General features: G+C 70.2%; 5 protein-coding genes. 1 reads left to right on the forward strand and 4 read right to left on the reverse strand.

Going from position 1 to position 18,562, the window contains the following annotated elements; translation table 11 throughout:
• Position 1: 1 nt before the first annotated feature.
• The 3 genes from OHQ87_RS23150 to OHQ87_RS23160 form a co-directional block, all read right to left on the reverse strand.
• Positions 2–14,233, reverse strand: coding sequence for a non-ribosomal peptide synthetase (locus OHQ87_RS23150; RefSeq protein ID WP_328341090.1), 14,232 nt, complete (start codon positions 14,231–14,233; stop codon positions 2–4).
• An 81-nt stretch (positions 14,234–14,314) separates the two neighbouring features.
• Positions 14,315–14,530, reverse strand: a complete 216-nt coding sequence (locus OHQ87_RS23155; protein ID WP_328341092.1) for an MbtH family protein — start codon at positions 14,528–14,530, stop codon at positions 14,315–14,317.
• Between the two features lie 400 nt (positions 14,531–14,930).
• Entirely contained in the window at positions 14,931–15,983 is a 1,053-nt protein-coding gene (locus OHQ87_RS23160) for a methyltransferase (RefSeq protein ID WP_328341094.1), read from the reverse strand.
• Positions 15,984–16,498: 515 nt separating this feature from the next.
• Here OHQ87_RS23160 and OHQ87_RS23165 point away from each other — a divergent pair.
• Positions 16,499–17,656 (forward strand): glycine amidinotransferase, encoded by a 1,158-nt coding sequence (locus OHQ87_RS23165; RefSeq protein ID WP_328341095.1) that lies wholly within the window; start codon positions 16,499–16,501, stop codon positions 17,654–17,656.
• Between the two features lie 55 nt (positions 17,657–17,711).
• Here OHQ87_RS23165 and dpgD read toward each other — a convergent pair whose 3' ends face one another.
• The gene (gene dpgD, locus OHQ87_RS23170; RefSeq protein WP_328341096.1) at positions 17,712–18,515 is read right to left on the reverse strand and encodes an enoyl-CoA-hydratase DpgD; all 804 of its coding nucleotides are present in this window, start codon (positions 18,513–18,515) and stop codon (positions 17,712–17,714) included.
• Between the last annotated feature and the right edge of the window lie 47 nt (positions 18,516–18,562).

An 18,562-nucleotide genomic window follows, 5' to 3' on the forward strand; every position in this document is an offset into this window, starting at 1 on the left:
GTCACGACGGGCGGAGCGCCTTGTTCAGGGCCTCGCCGATCGTCGCGAGCGGCTCCCGGGACACCGCCGAACCGATCGACACCAGCGGGGCCATGGCCAGTAGTTGATAGTGCGTACAGGCGATGTGGATCTCCTCGAAGCCACCGTCGACGTACGGGCCCCACGTGCTCTCGGCGGGGATGGGTTCCCCCTTGTCGGCGGTCGCCCGGAAGAACAGGACGTCACCGCGGTAGACCCGCGGCACATGGCGACGGCGGACCTGCCGGTGGTAGTGGTAGGCGCTGAGCGCGAGTCGTTGCTCGTGACCGTGCAGCAGGTTCAGCGTGGGCACCGTGCCACCGGCCAACTGCCGGATCTCCTCGGCCACGGCCGTCGGGTCGCCCGGTTCGTACCGTAGGTGCTCCTCGGGCACCGGGCTGCCGACGGCGTCGGGGTCGAACACCATGTTGGTGTCCAGGATCCCCAGCAGGGACACCTCCTCGCCGGCCTCCTGAAGCTGCACCGCGACCTCGTGGGCCAGGACGCCGCCCAGCGACCAGCCGATCACCCGGTACGGCCCGCGCGGCTGCACGGCCCGGATGTGTCCGACGTACTCGCGGGCCATCTCCACCACGCTGCCCGGCCGCAGGCCGGTGCCCGCCATGGCCACCGACTGGATGCCGTACAACGGGATGTCGGGGTCCAGATGCCGCAACAGTCCGCTGTACACCCAGCTCAACCCGCCCCCGGAGTGCATGCAGAACAGCGGGGTGCGGGAGCCGTCCGGGCGGATCGGGTACACCACGTCGAAGGCCTGCCGCAGGCCGCCGGTCACCAGATACCGCGCCAACCGCCGCGGGTCGGGTGCTTCGAACACCGCCCGGACCGAGAGATCGCTGTCGAACGTGGTGCGGATGCGGGTGACCAGCCGGATGGCCAGCAACGAATGGCCGCCGCAGTCGAAGAAGTTGTCCTCGACCCCCACCCGTTCGAGCCCCAGGACCTCGGCGAACAGGTCGCACATGAGCTGTTCCTGGAGGGTGGCCGCAAGCGCGTCGGGGTCGGACCCGCCGGTGTGGTACGCGGCCGGCAGGGCCTGCTGGTCCAGCTTGCCGTTGGCGGTCAGCGGCAGGCGTTCGAGCACCATCACGGCGGCCGGTACCAGGTGCGCGGGCAACCGCTGACCGAGGAACCGGCGCAGCAGCGCGGGTAGTGGGTCGACCTCAGGCCGGGCGACGCCGTCGGCGGCCACCACGTACGCCACCAGCCGGACGTCCCCGGGCCGGTCCGCCCGGGCGACCACCGCGGCCTGTGCCACCTCCGGATGCGTCAGCAGGACGGCCCGTACCTCACCGGGTTCGACCCGGTACCCGCGGATCTTGACCTGGTCGTCGGCGCGGCCGGCGAACACCAGTTGCCCGTCCACGGTCCACCGGGCCCGGTCCCCGGTCCGGTACATCCGTCGGCCGGTCTCGAAGGGGCAGGCCACGAAGCGCTCCGCAGTCAGGTCGGGACGCCCGACGTAACCCCGGGCCAGGGCATCCCCGGCGATGTACAGATCCCCGGTCACGCCGGGTGGCACCGGCCCGAGCGCATCGTCGAGCACGTACGTCCGGGTGTTGGCGATCGGGGTGCCGATCGGCACCGCTCCACCGTTCGCCGACCCGGTCGTCAGCCGGCCGGTGACCGCTCCGATGGTGGCCTCCGTCGGTCCGTAGTGGTTGTGGACGACCCGCTCGCCGGCTGCCGCCAGGATGGTCTCCACCAGCTCCGGCGGGGCCGCCTCGCCGCCGAGCACCAGCGACCCCGCCGGCAGCACCGGCCCCATGCCGTGATCCGCCGCGAGCGCCGCGAGGTGTGAGGGGACCACCTTCATGTGATCGATCCGGTGCGCCGCCAGATAGCCGGCCACCGCGGCCGGGTCGGTCGCCGTGTCGGCGTCGAGCACGTGCAGCTCACCGCCGGTGACGAGACTCGTGTACAGCACCGTGTTACCCAGGTCGGTCACCTGCGGCTGAAGCAGGGCGTACCGGCTGCCCGGCTCACCCCACCCGAGCCGACCGGGAACGAAGGTCGCGTAGTTGACCAACGATCCGTGCGTGACCGCCACGCCCTTGGGGCTACCGGTGGAGCCCGAGGTGTAGATGACGTAGGCCAACCCGTCCGCCGCCACCGGCACCCGGGGCGCGGTGCCGGACACCGAGGCGAGGGCGGCGACCGTGGACGGGTCGTCCAACGCCAGCATCGGCACCTGGGCCGCGGGCAGGTCCGCCCGGGTACCCACGAGCACCGCGACGCTGCTGTCGGTCAGCATGAACGCGGTCCGCTCGGCCGGATACGCCGGATCGATCGGCAGGTAGGCCGCCCCGGCTTTCCACACCGCCAGGATCGACGTCACCATCTCCACCCCGCGTGGCAGGCACAACCCGACCACGGCCTCCGGCCCGACGCCCCAGGTGGTCAGGTGCCGGGCCAACCGGTTCGCCCGGTCGTCCAGCGCCGCATACGACAACCGCTGGCCGTCACAGACCAGGGCGACGGCGTCCGGTGTCCGGGCCACCTGCTCCTCGAACAGCGACGCGATCGACCGGGCCGTGGTCGGCGGCTGCGCCGCGGTGTCGTTCCACCCGGTCAGCACCCGGGTCCGCTCGTCGGCGTCGAGGATGTCGATCGCGCTGATCGGGATCGTGGGGTCGGCCACCACCGACTCGAGCACCCGGAACAGACGGTCGATCAGCCGGCGGACGGTCGACTCGTCGAACAGGTCGACCGCGTACCTGACGAAGACCTCGATCGGCCCCGGTCGGCCGTCCACCGGGGGCCCCACGAACAGGGTGAGGGACAGGTCGAACTTCTCGCGCTGCTGGAACGCGGTCAGGCGCTCCGCGCGTACCCCCGGAAGATCCAGACCGGACGCGCCGGTGAAGACGACCTGCTGCATGATCTGGAAGAGGGGGTTACGGGCAGCCGACCTCGGCGGATTCACCACCTCCACCACCCGCTCGAACGGCACATCCTGATGCGCGAACGCCCCCAGACTCGCCTCCCGCACCCGACCCACCAAACCCCGAAAACACACCCCACCCGACGTATCGACCCGCACCACCACCGTATTCAAAAAACACCCCACCAAATCCCCCAACACCACATCCGAACGACCACCCACCGGCACCCCGATCGGCACATCCCCACCCACACCCAACCGCGTCAACACCACCGCCAACCCCGCATGCGCCACCATCGACAACGACGACCCCGTCAACCGCGCCAACTCCACCAAACCCCCACCCAAACCCCCACCCCACTCCACCACGAACCCCCCACCACGACCCGACCCCACCACCGGCCGCAGCCGATCCACCGGCAACCCCAACTCCACCGGCAACCCCGCCAACACCCGCGACCAATAACCCAACTGCACCGACACCACCGAACCCACATCACCCTCACCACCAAGCACCTCCCGCTGCCACAACGCAAAATCCGCATACTGCACCGGCAACGACACCCACTCCGGCACCCGACCCACCAACCGCGCCCGATACGCCACCGACAGGTCACGCCCGAACGGCCCGGCGGACAGACCGTCGGTGGCGCTGTGGTGGAACAGGATCATCAGCACGTGGTCCCCGGAGTCGTCCAGGGTGATCAGGCTGGCCCGGACCGCAGGCTCGGTCGAGAGGTCGAAGGTGTACTCGACCGCCTGTTGCAACACCTCCGCGAGCGCCGCCTCGGCGCAGCGCGACCGGCGCAGTTCCTGGGGAGCGGGGGGCAGCACCACCTGCACCGGCTGCCCGTCGACCTCCCGCAGCACCGTCCGTAGCACCTCGTGCCGGGCCACCACGTCGGCGAACGCCAACTGCAACGCGTCCGCGTCCAGACGACCGGAGAGGCGGTAGATGAACGGCATGTTGTAGGTGGAGCTCGGACCCTCGATCTGGTGCAGGAACCACAGCCGCTGCTGCGCGTACGACATCGGCAGCCGGTCGGGGCGGTCCCGCGCCGTCAGGGCGGGCCGCGTCTGACCGGTGACGTCCAGCCGGCGGGCCAGCTCGGCCGGCGTGGGGGCTTCGAAGACCGCGCGCACCGTCAACTCGCAGTCGAACGCGCTGCGGATCAACGACACGAGATGCGTGGCGAGCAGCGAGTGCCCGCCGAGATCGAAGAAGCTGTCGTCGACGCCGACGTCGTCCACGCCGAGCGCCTCCGCGAACAGACCACAGAGGATCTCCTCCTGGTCGCTCGCCGGTCCCCGGCCGGTGGCGGTGCCGTCGCCGTCGGGCAGGGGCAGCCGGGCATGGTCCAGCTCGCCGGTGACGGTGCGGGGCAACTCGTCGAGGGCGACCACGGCGCCGGGAACCAGATACTCCGGCAGGAGCCGCCGGGCGTGCTCGTCCGGTCCCGCCGGATCGAACTCCTCGTCCCCGACGACGTACGCCACCACCCGCCGCTCGCCGCCGGGCGTGGCGGAAGCGGCGACCGCGACCTCGACGACGCCCGGGCAGCCGTCCAGCACCGCCTCGACCTCGCGCAGGTCGACGTGACGGGAACCGAGCCACCGGGTAGTGGCGGGGTCGCCGACGTACTCGAGCACCCCGGTGGAGTTCCAACGGCACCGGTGACCGGTGGGGTACACCGGCACCGGCACCTGGGCGGGGAAGCCGCCCGGTCCGTCGAGGGACGGGCCAGCCTGCGGCAGGTGCGGCCCGGTGAGGTACAGCTGCCCGACCACACCGTCCGGGACGAGGGCGAGCGCGTCGTCGAGCAGGTACGCGGCGATCCCGTCACGTGGCCGTCCGAGTGGCACCCTGACCGGCACGTCGACCGCCCGGTCCCAGCTGGCCGACAGGGTCAGGGGGAACCCACCCGCCGGGCCGTGGTAGGTGCGCACCCGGATCCCCGGACAGTGCTCGATGACCCGTCGGATCTCGTCGGCGGGCGGCACCGGGCCACGGACCAGCACCTCCCGGACCTGCGACAGACACTCCGGCCGTTCCTCGGCGACCACCGCGAACAGGCCCGCGGGCAGGTCGACGGCGGTGACCTCCTCGTCCTCGACGAGCCAGCCGATCTGCTCGGCCGCCATGTCGTCCGTGGCCGCCACGATCGTCGTCCCGCCGTGCAGCAGCGGGTACCAGAGCCCGTGACTGGACGGCTCGAACCCGTACGGCGTGACCAGGAGCAGCCGTCCGTGGACAGCCGGGGTGAAGATCGGGTCCGCCACCAGCTCGACGATCTCCCCGTGGGTGAGCACGAGGTCGGTCGGTTCCGTGGTCGAGGAACCCGTGACGAACGCGTGTTGCCCCGGGTCGACGGCGATGCCCGGATCGGTCGCGGGAGGTTCGGCCGGGTCGACCTCGTCGACCCGCACCACGACCGGACCGTCGTGCGGCGTCCGGCCGGCCATGGCACCGTCCGCCACCAGCAGCCGGACGTCATGCCGTTCCAGCGCCCGCCGCAGCTGCGCGGGCGGGGACTGCGGTCGCAGGGGTACGCAGCAGCCACCGACCTTGAGGATCGCCAGCGCGGCGACCACGGCCTCGACGGATGGCTCCAGCGCCATGGCCATTCGTTGCCCCGGACGCCCCCCGGCCGCGAGCAACCGGTGCGCGAGCCGGTTGGCCCGCCCGTCGAGGTCACGATAGGTCAGGGTCTGCCCGGCACAGTGCACCGCCACCGCCTGCGGGGTGCGATCGGCCTGCTCGCGGAAGGCCGTCGGCAGGGTGCGGCCGGCGGACGCCACGACCACCGGCCGGTCCCCGGTGCCCTGGCGCACCAACCGGGTCCGTTCCTCCTCGTCGAGGAGCTCGATCGCGCTGATCGGCTGGTCGGGGTCGACCGACACCTGCGTGAGCATCCGCACCAGGCGTACGAACAGTCGCCGGATGCTCGACGCGTCGAACAGGTCGACGGCGTAGCGGACGATCGCCCGCATCGGCCCGGGGCGTCCCGCCACGGTCTGCGCCTGCAGCATCATCGAGATGTCGAACCGGGCGGCGTCGAGGTGGGCGGGCAGTTCCTCGGCGTCGAGCCCGGGCAGCTGCGGGACCGCCTCCCCGTCGAAGCTGACCTGCTGCATGATCTGGAACAACGGGTTACGGCCGGCCGAGCGCGGCGGGTTCAGCGCCTCGACGATCCGTTCGAAGGGCACGTCCTGGTGCTCGTACGCGGCGAGACTGGTGTCCCGCACCCGGGCGAGTAGGTCCCGGAAGGTCGGATCGCCGGCCGTGTCGATGCGCATGACCAGGGTGTTCGCGAAAAAGCCGATCAACCCGTCCAGCGCCTCGTCCGCCCGCCCGGCGACCGGGGTGCCCAGCGGGATGTCCACGCCCGCACCCGACCGGGTGAGCACCGCAGCCATGGCGGCGTGCGCCACCATGGCGAGGGTGGTGCCGGTGACCCGGGCGAGTTCGGCCATCCGCTCGTGCAGATCCGACCCCAGGTCGAGGACGAACGCCTCGCCCCGGCCGGAGCTGGCGGCCGGGCGCGGCCGGTCGGTCGGGTAGGTGAGCTCCACCGGCAGGTCCGCCAGGGTGCGTGTCCAGTAACCCAGCTGCCGGCTCACCGCCGACCCGGGATCGTCCTCACCTCCGAGCGCCTCCCGCTGCCACAGAGCGTAGTCCGCGTACTGCACGGGCAGCGGCGTCCACTGCGGCACCCCGCCCGTCGCCCGCGCCCGGTACGCCTCCGCGAGGTCCCGGGCCAGCGGTCGCATCGACCATCCGTCGCCGACGACGTGGTGCAGGAGGATCACCAGCACGTGGTCGTCGGTGCCGTCCAGCGTGACCAGGCTGACCCGGATCGGCGGCTCACCGGAGAGGTCGAAGGCATAGCCGAAGTCGTCCCGCAGGACGTCGTCGAGGTCGGCCTCGACGCAACGGATCCGGTGCACCGGGACCGGGCCCGCAGGCAGCACGACCTGCACCGGCTGCCCGTCGACCTCGCGCAGCACGGTACGCAGGGTCTCGTGGCGCGTCACCACGTCGGTCAGCGCCGCGGTCAGCACCGTCACGTCGAGCGGTCCGCTCAGGCGCCAGGTGACGGGAAGGTTGTAGGTGGCGCTCGGCCCCTCCAACTGGTTGAGGAACCACAGCCGCTGCTGCGCGTACGACATCGGCACGTGGAGGGGACGCGGCCCCGCGGTCAGCGGCGGCCGGGCCCCCGTCGTGCCGTCCAATCGCCGGGCGAGCTCCGCCGGGGTCGACGCCTCGAACACCAGACGTACCGGGAACTCGCGCGCCAGGGTGGCCCGGACCCGGGAGATGAGTCGGGTGACCAGCAGCGAGTGCCCGCCCAGCTCGAAGAAGTTGTCGTCGACCCCGACGGCGTCGACCTCGAGCACCTCGGCGAAGAGGCCGCAGAGGATCTCCTCCGCCGGGTTGACCGGCCGTCGACTCTCGACGGTCGCCACGCCGTAGTCGGGTACCGGCAGGGCCCGTCGGTCGAGCTTGCCGTTGGCGTTGATCGGCAGCGCGTCGAGCAGGACGAACGCCGCCGGGACCACCGCCTCGGGGACCGCAGCGCCGACGTGCCGGCGCAGGTCCGCCACGGACGGAGCCGGAGCATCCGGTGTCGCGACGACGTACGCGACGAGCCGCTTGTCGCCGGGACGGTCCTGGCGCAGCACCGTGGCGGCCTGTGCCACCTTCGGGTGGGTCGCGAGCACCGCGTTCAGCTCACCCAGCTCGACCCGGACGCCACGGATCTTCACCTGGTCGTCCACCCGGCCGAGGAAGTCCAGGGTGCCGTCGCCCCGCCAGCGGCCCAGGTCGCCACTGCGGTACATCCGGCCGCCCGGGTCGCCGAACGGGTCGGCGACGAACCGGGCCGCGGTGAGATCGGGCCGGTCGTGGTAGGAGTGCGCGAGGCAGTCACCGGCCATGTACAACTCGCCGGGCACCCCCACCGGCACCGGCCGGAGCCGCTCGTCGAGGACGTGGATCCGGGTGTTCCAGACCGGTGTCCCGATCGACGGCGTCGCCGGCCAGTCGGCCACGTCGGCGGGCAGTGGCGTTCCGGTGACGAAGTGGGTCTCCGAGGGACCGTACTGGTTGTGGAGGGTCAGGGCCGGGCGGGCGGCGTGGAACTCACGGACCCGGGCCGTCAGTTGCAGTGCCTCGCCGCCCTGGATCACGTGCCGCAACGAGTCCAGCCGGAGCCCCTGCTCGGCTGCTGCCTCGTAGACGGCGGCGATGACCAGGTCCGGTGCGTTGAACTCGGTGATCCGCTCCCGGTCCAGCCAGCCGGCGAACCGGGTCAGGTCGAGCCGGGTGTTCTCGTCCGGCACGCACAGTGTCTTGCCGCCGAGCAGGGCCATCAGCATCTCGTACTCGGAGATGTCGAAGCCCACGGAGCCGAACTGCGCGACGCGTGAGCCGGGCTCGTACGGGATGACGCTGGTGTTCCAGGCCACCTCGTTGATGAGCACCCGGGTCGGCACCAGCACCCCCTTGGGGCGGCCGGTGGATCCGGAGGTGAAGACGACGTAGTGGGGTGTCTCCCAGCTGACCGGAGCGGGCCGCTCCGCGTCCGAGGGGTCGTGGGTGGGGAAGGTGGCGACCCGGTCGGAGAACTCCCGCCCGTCCACCGTCCACACCGTGGCCGGCAGCATGCCGGCGTCGGCCTCGGTGGTGAGCAGCACGGTCGGCCGGGTGTCGTCGAGGATGAAGCGGATTCGTTCCTGCGGATAGGTCACGTCGATGGGCAGGTAGGCGGCACCCGCCTTGATCACCGCCAGGAACGTGACGACGAGCTGGCTGCTGTGCCGCAGGGCGACCCCGACGAAGGTGCCCGGCCCGACCCCCTCCGACAGCAGCAGGTGGGCGAGGCGGTTGGCCCGCTCGTTCAGTTCCGCGTAGGTCAGCTGGCCGTCGTGTGCGCTCACCGCCACCGCGTCGGGGGTCCGCGCCGCCTGTCGCTGCAACAGGTCCGGAAGTGGTGTCCGTGGCAGCTCGACGCGGGTGCCGTGCCAGTCGCGCAGGACCCTGTCGCGTTCCCCGTCCAGGAAGAGGTCCACCTCGGAGAGCCGCTGGTCGGGTCGGGCCACGAGCCGGTCCAGCACGACTCGGAACCGTTCGGCGATCAACCTGGCGGTGTCCGGCCGGAACAGATCGGTGGAGTACTCGAGCACCCCGTTGAGCCCGGCCGGCGAACCGTCCGCCAGGTACCGCTCGTCGAAGGTGAACAGCAGGTCGAACAGCGCGCTCTCGGTGTCCAGCGGTTGCGACGCGCTGTCCAGCCCGGGCAGGTCCACGCGATAGCGGTCGAACTCGATGCTGACCTCCAGCATCACCTGGAACAGCGGGTTGCGCGCCAACGACCGGCTCGGGTTGACCGCCTCGACGACCAGTTCGAAAGGCACCTCCTGGTGCTCGTACGCGGCCAGGTCGGTGCGGCGCACCCGCGCCAGCAGCTCGGTGAAGGTCGGATCGTCGGCGAGGTCGACGCGGAGCACCAGGGTGTTGACGAAGAAGCCGATCAGATCGTCCAGCGCGGCGTCGGTACGGCCGGCGACCGGCGTGCCGATCGGGATGTCGGTGCCTGCGCCGAACCGGTGCAGCAGCGTGGCCAGGGCCGCGTGCAGCACCATGAACACCGTGGCGTTTGTCGCACGGGCCAACTCCACCAGCCTGCGGTGCGCCTGCGTCCCGATCGACAACGGCAGTCGGGCGCCCCGATAGCTCGCCGCGGCCGGACGCGGATGGTCGGTGGGCAGTTCCAATTCCTCGACGCAGCCGTCGAGAACACGACGCCAGTGGTCGAGCTGACGGTGGGCGAGGCTGGTCGGGTCGTCCTCGGTGCCCAGCATCGTCTGCTGCCAGAGCGTGTAGTCGGCGTACTGGACGGGAAGCGGCTCCCAGGTCGGTGCCCGCCCGGCCAGTCGCGCAGCGTACGCGTCGTGCAGGTCCCGGGCCAACGGGCGCATGGACCAGCCGTCGCTGCCGATGTGGTTGAGAGCCAACAGCAGCACGTGCTCGTCGGGACCGTCGGTGAACAGCCGGGCCCGCATCGGCACGTCGACGGTGGGGTCGAAGCTGACCCGGGCCGCCTCGCGCAGCGCCGCCTGGACGTCGTCGACCCGTTCCACAGGCAGTGCCGGGCGGGCCTGCTCGGCAGGGAGGACCACCTGGCAGGGGTGGCCGTCGATCTCGGGAAAGATGGTCCGCAGGTTCTCGTGCCGGGCGACGACGTCACCCAGTGCGGCCTCCAGCGCCGCCGGATCACACCGCCCGGTCAGCCGGACCGCCAGCGGCAGGGTGTAGGCCGCCGAACGTCCCTCCAGCCGGTGGAGGAACCACAGCCGACGCTGCGCGAAGGAGAGTGGCACCCGCTCGGGTCGCGTCGCGGGCAGCAGAGCGGGGCGCGCCGCCGGGGCCTGCTTCACCAGCACTGCCAGCCCGGCCGGGGTGGGAGCCTCGAACACCGCCCGGACCGCCAGCTCACAGCTGAAGGCGGTACGAATCCGGGAGACCAGCCGGGTCGCCAACAGGGAGTGCCCACCCAGGTCGAACAGGTTGTCGTCGATTCCCACCCGGTCGACGGGAAGCAGGTCGGCGAAGAGGTCGCAGAGTACGGCCTCGGTCACGTCGCGCGGGGGCCGGATCTCGCCGCGCGGGGCGAGCGCGGGTGCCGGCAGGGCACGATGGTCGACCTTGTTGTTGGCCGTCAACGGCAGCCGGTCCAGTCGGACCACCGCGGCGGGCACCATGTACTCGGGGAGCCGTTGTCTGGCCTGTCGCTCCAGGGCGTCGTCCAGGTCAGCGTCGCTCACGACGTACGCCACCAACCGCTTGTCGCCCGGCTGGTCCTCGCGGGCCACCACCGCGACCTGACGGACCCCCGGCACCGCTGCCAGCACGGCCTCGATCTCCGGTAGTTCGATCCGGAAGCCACGGATCTTCACCTGCCCGTCCGCCCGCCCGGCGAAGTCGAGCAACCCGTCCGGCGTCCAGCGGACCCGGTCTCCCGTGTGGTACATCCGGGTACCGGGTGGCCCGAAGGGATCGGCCACGAACCGCTCCGCGGTCAGGTCGGAACGCTTCAGGTAACCGCGGGCCAGCCCGGCCCCGGCGAGATAGAGGTCACCGACGACGCCACTGGGCACCAGGGACAGGGACTGGTCGAGCACATAGGCACACATCCCGTCCAGTGGACGGCCGATCGGTACCGGCGCGGGCACGTCCGCAGCCCGACGCCACGGTGCCGAGGTAGCGAACAACGTCGTCTCGGTCGGGCCGTAGTTGCTGCGGACGAGCAGCCCGGGACAGTGTTCGAGCACCTTGCGCACGGCGACCGGGGAGACGATGTCGCCGCCCGTGATCACCACCCGGACGTCGGCGAAGCACTCCGGATGCTCCTCGGCCATGACCCGGAAGAGGCCGGCGGTGACGTCGACGCCGGTGATCTGCTCCTGCCGCATCAGCCGCGCCAGCCGCTCCACCGTCAGGTCCGCCTCCGGTGCGATGACGGCAGTTCCACCGTGCAGCAGTGGATACCAGAAGGAGTAGGTGGACGGATCGAATTCGTACGGGGTCAGTAGCAGCACCCGGTCGTGATCGCCGGGCGTGAAGATCGAGTCGCTGATCAGCTCGAAGACGTCGTCATGGGTGATGGCGACACCCTTCGGGGCCCCGGTCGAACCGGACGTGTACATGACGTAGGCGAGCTGGGCACGGTGGCCGGTGACCTCTGGATCGGTGCTGGGAAGACCGTCGGTCTCCGGGTCTTCCATCGAGATGACGCGGTTGGCGACGGGCAGGCCCCGCTCGCGCATGACCTCGTCGGTCAACAGCACCTCGGCACCGCACTCACCCAGCACCCACTGCATCCGGTCGAGCGGCGAGGCGTGGTGCAGCGGGACGTAGAAGCCACCCGCCTTGAGGATCGCGGTCAGCGCGACCACCAGGTCCACGGTCCGGTCCAGGAGGGTGGCGACCGGCCGTTCGGGCCCCACGCCCGCGGCGCGCAGGCGGTGTGCCAGCCGGTTCGACCTCTCGTCCAGCTCCCGGTACGTGAGACTGCGCCCGGCGCAGCGGACGGCGATCGCGTCGGGGCTGCGCTCCGCCTGTCGTCGGAACGCCTCCTGCAGGGTCCGTTCTCCGAAGGCGACGCGGTCCGGACGTGCCCCGGTTCCCTGCCGCAGCAGTTGGTCCCGCTCCTCGCGGCCGAGGATGTCGATCTGGTCGATGCGCTGGTCGGGCTGCGCGACGACCGCCTGGAGCACCCGCCTCAGGCGGTCGACGAGTTGCCGGACCGTGGGCTGGTCGAACAGGTCGAGGGCGAACTCCACCTCGACGGTGACCGGTCCCGGCTCTCCCCGGGCACCGCTACAGCGGAGGTTGATCGCGAGGTCGAGCGCCCCCAGCCGGGGGCCCTGTGGCAGCTCGGTGGCGACCACTCCGTCAAGCAGGAGCGACGTCGGTTCGTCGTCCTCGACGTGGAGCATGATCTGGAAGAGGGGGTTACGGGCAGCCGACCTCGGCGGATTCACCACCTCCACCACCCGCTCGAACGGCACATCCGGATGCGCGAACGCCCCCAGACTCGCCTCCCGCACCCGACCCACCAAACCCCGAAAACACACCCCACCCGACGTATCGACCCGCACCACCACCGTATTCAAAAAACACCCCACCAAATCCCCCAACACCACATCCGAACGACCACCCACCGGCACCCCGATCGGCACATCCCCACCCACACCCAACCGCGTCAACACCACCGCCAACCCCGCATGCGCCACCATCGACAACGACGACCCCGTCAACCGCGCCAACTCCACCAAACCCCCACCCAAACCCCCACCCCACTCCACCACGAACCCCCCACCACGACCCGACCCCACCACCGGCCGCAGCCGATCCACCGGCAACCCCAACTCCACCGGCAACCCCGCCAACACCCGCGACCAATAACCCAACTGCACCGACACCACCGAACCCACATCACCCTCACCACCAAGCACCTCCCGCTGCCACAACGCAAAATCCGCATACTGCACCGGCAACGACACCCACTCCGGCACCCGACCCACCAACCGCGCCCGATACGCCACCGACAGGTCACGGGTCAGCGGCCCTCGGGACCACGCGTCGAAGCCGACGTGGTGGAACAGCAGCACGAGCAGGTGGTCGTCCGGGCCCGTCGTGATCACGGTGACCCGCAGCGGGACGTCCTCCGACAGGTCGAAGGTGTGCTCGACCGCCCGGTCCAACGCCCGGTCCAGGTCTGCCTCGGAGCAGGTCAGTTCGTCGACGTGCACCACGCCAACCGGCAGCACCACCTGTACCGGTTCGCCGTCGACCTCCCGCAGCACCGTCCGCAACGCCTCGTGCCGGGCGACCACGTCGCCCAGCGCCGACCGCAGTGCCACGCGGTCCAGCGGCCCCCGCAGCCGGTGGACGAGCGGCAGGTGGTACGTCCGCTGCGGCCCCTCCAACTGGTCGAGGAACCAGAGCCGTCGCTGCCCGAACGACATCGGGACCGCCGCCGGGCGGGACCTGCGCGCGAGCGGTGGAAGCCCCGGCTCGCTCGCACCGGGCGCCGGGGTGACCGAGCGTTCCTCGGCCGACCCGTCGGCGACACCGGCGGGCGCCCGGCCCAGTCGTACCGCCGCACCCGTGAGCAGCGGGGCGATCAGGTCGGCTGCGGGGACCTCGGCCCGCGCCACGCCGGCGTCCGGGTGCCCACCCGGCCCGTTCTCCGCGAGGAGTCGGACGAGTTCGCCCTGGCTCAACACGACGCACTGCGGTCGGTCAGCGGCCACCGGTGAGACCAGCAGACAGGCCGGGTCCAACGGATCGCGGCCGGATCCGCTCGCCGGATCGTGATCCGACAGGGACGCCACCGCCGCCCGCAACCCCTCGTCCGCCAGATCGAGGAAGGGCACGTCGGTCCGCGCACACACCCGTGCCGTCGGTCCGTCCGCGCCGGAGCCGAGGGCCAGCGCCGGGCCAGCCGCACCGAAGGCCTGGTCGACGCGCTCCTCCGACCACCCCTCCTCGATCGGCAGATACGCTCCGCCCGCCTTCAGTACCGCCAACATGCCGACGGCGAAGCGCGTGTCTCGGGGCAGCGCGAGCGCCACCGACTGCCCGGCCCGCAGACCCCGGGTGACGAGATGGTGGGCGAGACGGTTGACAGTCGCGTTCAGGGCGGCGTACGACAGCTCCTCGCCGTACCCCGTCAGCGCGACGGCTCCTGGCGTGAGCCGCACCTGCGCCTCGAACCTCTCCTGGACCGATCCGGCGATCATGAAGGGCTGCTCCCGGCTAGAAGGAAATCGACGTCTGTTCCGGGCGAGGTCCTGGCACCGGAGAGGTGGGGCGGGTGACGCTCAGGTCAGGGTGTCCATCTGCTGGATCAGGCTGCGCGGGCGCAGGTCCGGCCAGTTCTCGTTGACGTAGGCGATGCAGGACGGCCGATCGGCGACGCCGAAGACGACCGCCCAACCGGCGGGTACCGCGGCGAACTCCGGCCAGAGCGAGTGCTGACCCTCGTCGTTGACGAGGACGAGGAAACGGCCGTCGGGGTCGTCGAACGGGTTGGACATCGAGGTGATCCTGTCTGTGGTCGTGACAACGGGCGTCCTGGTCGACGGCCCGGGACGGTCGTGTGTGGACGACCGGTGGGCGGTCGGCGAGGTGGTCACCGCAGGGTGGCCGGGCCGGTTCGGTGGAACACCGGTCGAGGGCTGGCTCGGGTGCGGTCCGGCTCGGCGGCGAGCTGGTCCGGGTCAGGTTCGACTGGCTCGGTGAGCCGCGGACGGCTTCGGTGTGGCGGGCACGTCGTGACGTGGTCGCTTCTCCCGCCGGAGTGGACCGGGGCGGCGAGGGACCGGTCGAGGCCCGGAGCGGGCCGGTGGGTCATGGTCCGTTCCGGATGGTGGTGCCCGGCCCGCGTGGGTGGTGGCCCGGCCGGCGGGGATGGTGGCCCGGCCGGCGCGGGACGAGCTACTTGGTGCCGAGCGTGAGGCCGTGCTCGTATGGGAGACCACCGATGGTGTGGATCTCCCGAAAGCCCGCCTGGCGCAGCCACCGCTCGTAGTCCCGCGCCGGGTACGCCATGCCCTGCCCACTGGCCAACACGTTGAAGTAGAGGCCGAGCCGGGCGCCGAAGATGCCGCTGGTCTCGTCGTCGGAGACGTTGTAGCCGTAGATGAACACCCGGCCGCCGTCCGGAAGAGCGTCGTACGCCTTCCGCATCAGGCCGAGGATCTGCTCCGCGGCGAAGATCTCCAACACATGACTGAAGAGCACGGCGTCCGGGCCGGTGGGAAAGTCATCGGTGAAGATGTCCCCCGGCTGCAGGGTGACGCCGGCGGGAAGGGCTCTCCCCGGGTCGGCAGTGGCGAGCCGGGACACGCTCGGCATGTCGAAGACGGTGCAGCGCATCGCCGGGTGGCGGGCGACCAACCGAACGGAGGTGGTGCCGTCTCCACCGCCCACGTCGAGCAGGTGCCGCACGTCCCGGAACTCCTGTCGCTCCACCAGGCCGTCGACCGAGCGCAGTGTGAAGGCGCTCATCGCCCGGTGGAAGGTCGCCTCCAGCTCGGGGTCACGCGACAGGCGTTGGTACAGCGTCGGCTCGTCGCCGGGAAACCTGCTCAGCGCGGTGTTGGTGCCGGCACGGAGCGCCTCGGTCATCTGGGCGAAGGCCGGGTAGTAGACCTCCCGCCAGCCGATGAGAATGTGGCTCCAACTGTCGTCGGCATCCGACGCCAACAGCTCTCCGGCCACCGCCGAGTTGTGATAGCCCTCGTCGCGCCGCTCGATCAACCCGGTCGAACACACCGCCTGGAGCAGGACGCGTAGCTGGTGACGAGGCAGCCCCGTGGCCGCCCGGATGGTGTCGAAATCGCATCCGGGCCGCCCGGCCAAAAGCTGGAACACGCGCAATTCAGCGGCCGTGGCCACTGCGTTGAAAAGCGCTGGAGCGTTGACCAGAAAGTTGAAACGCTCGCGAACTGGGTCTTCAAGACGCGCCGCGTCCACCATCCCCATCATCCTCCCCGTTTGAACGATTGGGTGCGCTCCTCACCGAGGCAAGAAACGATAGATCGCACTCAACCTGAACCCTCACCGGGGAACAAGTCCGAGTCAGTGTGACATGGATCACATCATTGAGATACGTAAATACTTACCACATCGAGGGGATTTCGTGGGAGCCCCGGAGGATGCAGCAGGCCGCCCCGAGTGCGCACACACGGTGATTACAGGGCAGCTTTAAGTGGCGTCTCCGCGCTTGAACGCAAACGGCCACAGCTCGCCTCATCAGCTATTTGTGCACTTCAAACGGCCCCCGTGTCAGTGAGTGCCGGTAGATCACCCACCGTGATACCGACCTATATGTGATCTGGATCACATCACCGTGGCCGACCGACGGGATTGCGCGACATCGATGGAGTGTGATTGCATGTCGCTGCGCCAGGTGCATGGACGCCGGCCAAAATTCGATATCCGGAGATCGCATAAAGGGTCCTGTTGCGCCCGCGGTCGGATATCAGTGAACGGGGACTGAAATGCAACTAAATAGCTTTGACGATTGGTCTCCCCTACGGGAGATAATCGTCGGATCCGCAAGAAACTACATCTCCCATGATCGGGAGCTGTCGTTCGAACTATTCTTCCACGAGAACATTACGAACGACAATCCTGGGCGCTCCGAGTGGTATTATCCGCGGCTGTCCCTGAGCGACGAGCAGCGCACCGGGGGCAGCGATCGGGTGCCGATCAAGGCGCGATACGTCGACGAGCTGAACGAGGATCTCGCCGGCATCGTCACGGCTCTCGAGTCCCTCTCCGTCACCGTGCACCGGCCGATGGACGTCGATCCGACCACGGTCGGGGTCCGCACACCGGCCTGGTCCGCGCCGGTCGTACCGCCACTGAACGTACGGGACAACACCCTCGTCGTCGGTGACGAGATCATCGAGACGCCGCCGATGATCCGGGCGCGGTACTTCGAAACCCAGCTGCTCAAGCCGATCTTCGCCGAGTACTTCCGGCGGGGAGCCCGGTGGTCCGTCATGCCCCGGCCCTTCATGACCGACGCCTCGTTCGATCTGTCGTACGTCCGCGAGAGCACGGCCGGCGGACCGACGGAACCGATCGGGGAGGTCACCACCTCCCCCTACGACACGGGCGTGGAGATGATGTTCGACGCTGCGCAGTGCCTGCGTCTCGGCCGGGACATCGTGGTCAACGTGTCCACGGGCAACCACGCCCTGGCCTGCGACTGGCTCGAACGCCACCTCGAGGGCCGGTTCCGCGTCCATCGGGTCCACCGGCTCAGTGACAGCCACATCGACAGCATGGTCCTGGCACTGCGTCCGGGCACACTGCTGGTCCGGTCACCCGAGGTACGCGACAAGCTGCCCGTGCCCCTGCGTGGCTGGGACATGATCGTCCCGCCCCCCGCCACGGCCGACGACTTCCCCCGCTACCAGGATGACGACCTCATCCTCACCAGCCCCTTCATCGACCTGAACGTTCTCTCCGTCGACCCGGACACCGTCCTGGTGAACGACGCCTGCCCCGAGCTGATCCGGGAGCTGGAGCGGCACAAGTTCACAGTCGTCCCCGTCCGGCACCGACATCGTCGACTCTTCGGTGGTGGGTTCCACTGCTTCACCCTCGACACCGTGCGCGAGGGCGGCGACGAGGACTACCTGAGCTGATGGACGAGATGACCACCGGCGCTCGGGGTCGACGGGTCGGCGCGAACCGCGCCGTTCACCTCGCCTCCCACCTCGGTTCACGTTTGTCCACGAAGGCCGCCGGCCCCTCGATCGCGTCCCGGCTGTGCATCCGGCGCTCCTCCCAGGGGTACCGGGTGGTGAACGCCGACGGTAGGGGCATCGTGGCCGACACCGTGGCCGCCTCCTTGATCGCCCGCACCGAGAGCGGTGCGCATCGCAACAGGTCGGCGAGCCAGCCCTCGACACAGGCGTCGAGATCAGCCGGCTCCACCACCTCGTTGACCAGTCCGAGTTCGTACGCGCGCGCCGCGCTCATCGGCCGGCCGGTCAGCAGATGGCCCATGGCCGTCTTCCACGGCGCCTGCCGGGTCAACCGGAAGATGCCGCCGGCCCCCGCTATCAGACCAAGCCTGGCCTCGGGAAGAGCGAAGCTCGCGTCCGTGGACGCGATGACGAGGTCACAGGCCAGAGCCATCTCGAAACCGCCGCCCATGGCGTACCCGCGTACCTTCGCCACCACCGGCTTGGTCAGGTCGAAACGTTCGGTGAGACGGGGCCAGCCCGGCTTGCCGCGACTGCCGAAGGTCGCCGTGCCGGCTGACCCGGTCCGTGTCCTCGCCGCCAACTCCTTGAGGTCCTGACCCACGGAAAAAGCACGGTCGCCCGCGCCGGACAGCAAAGCCACCCACAACGAATCGTCATTCTCGAAATCGTCCCAGATGGCGGCGAGTTCCTCGTGCATACGCAGATCCATCGCATTGAGGACCTCGGGCCGGTGGAGAGTGACCCGGGCGACGCGACCATCTTTTTCATAGATAACTCTCGACGAATGCGACACGTGGGGAGCATAGCAAAGCCCTTCGGGACTTTCGCTGCGCGTGCGCA

Origin of the sequence: Micromonospora sp. NBC_00421, assembly GCF_036017915.1 — a bacterium.
GTDB lineage: Bacteria > Actinomycetota > Actinomycetes > Mycobacteriales > Micromonosporaceae > Micromonospora.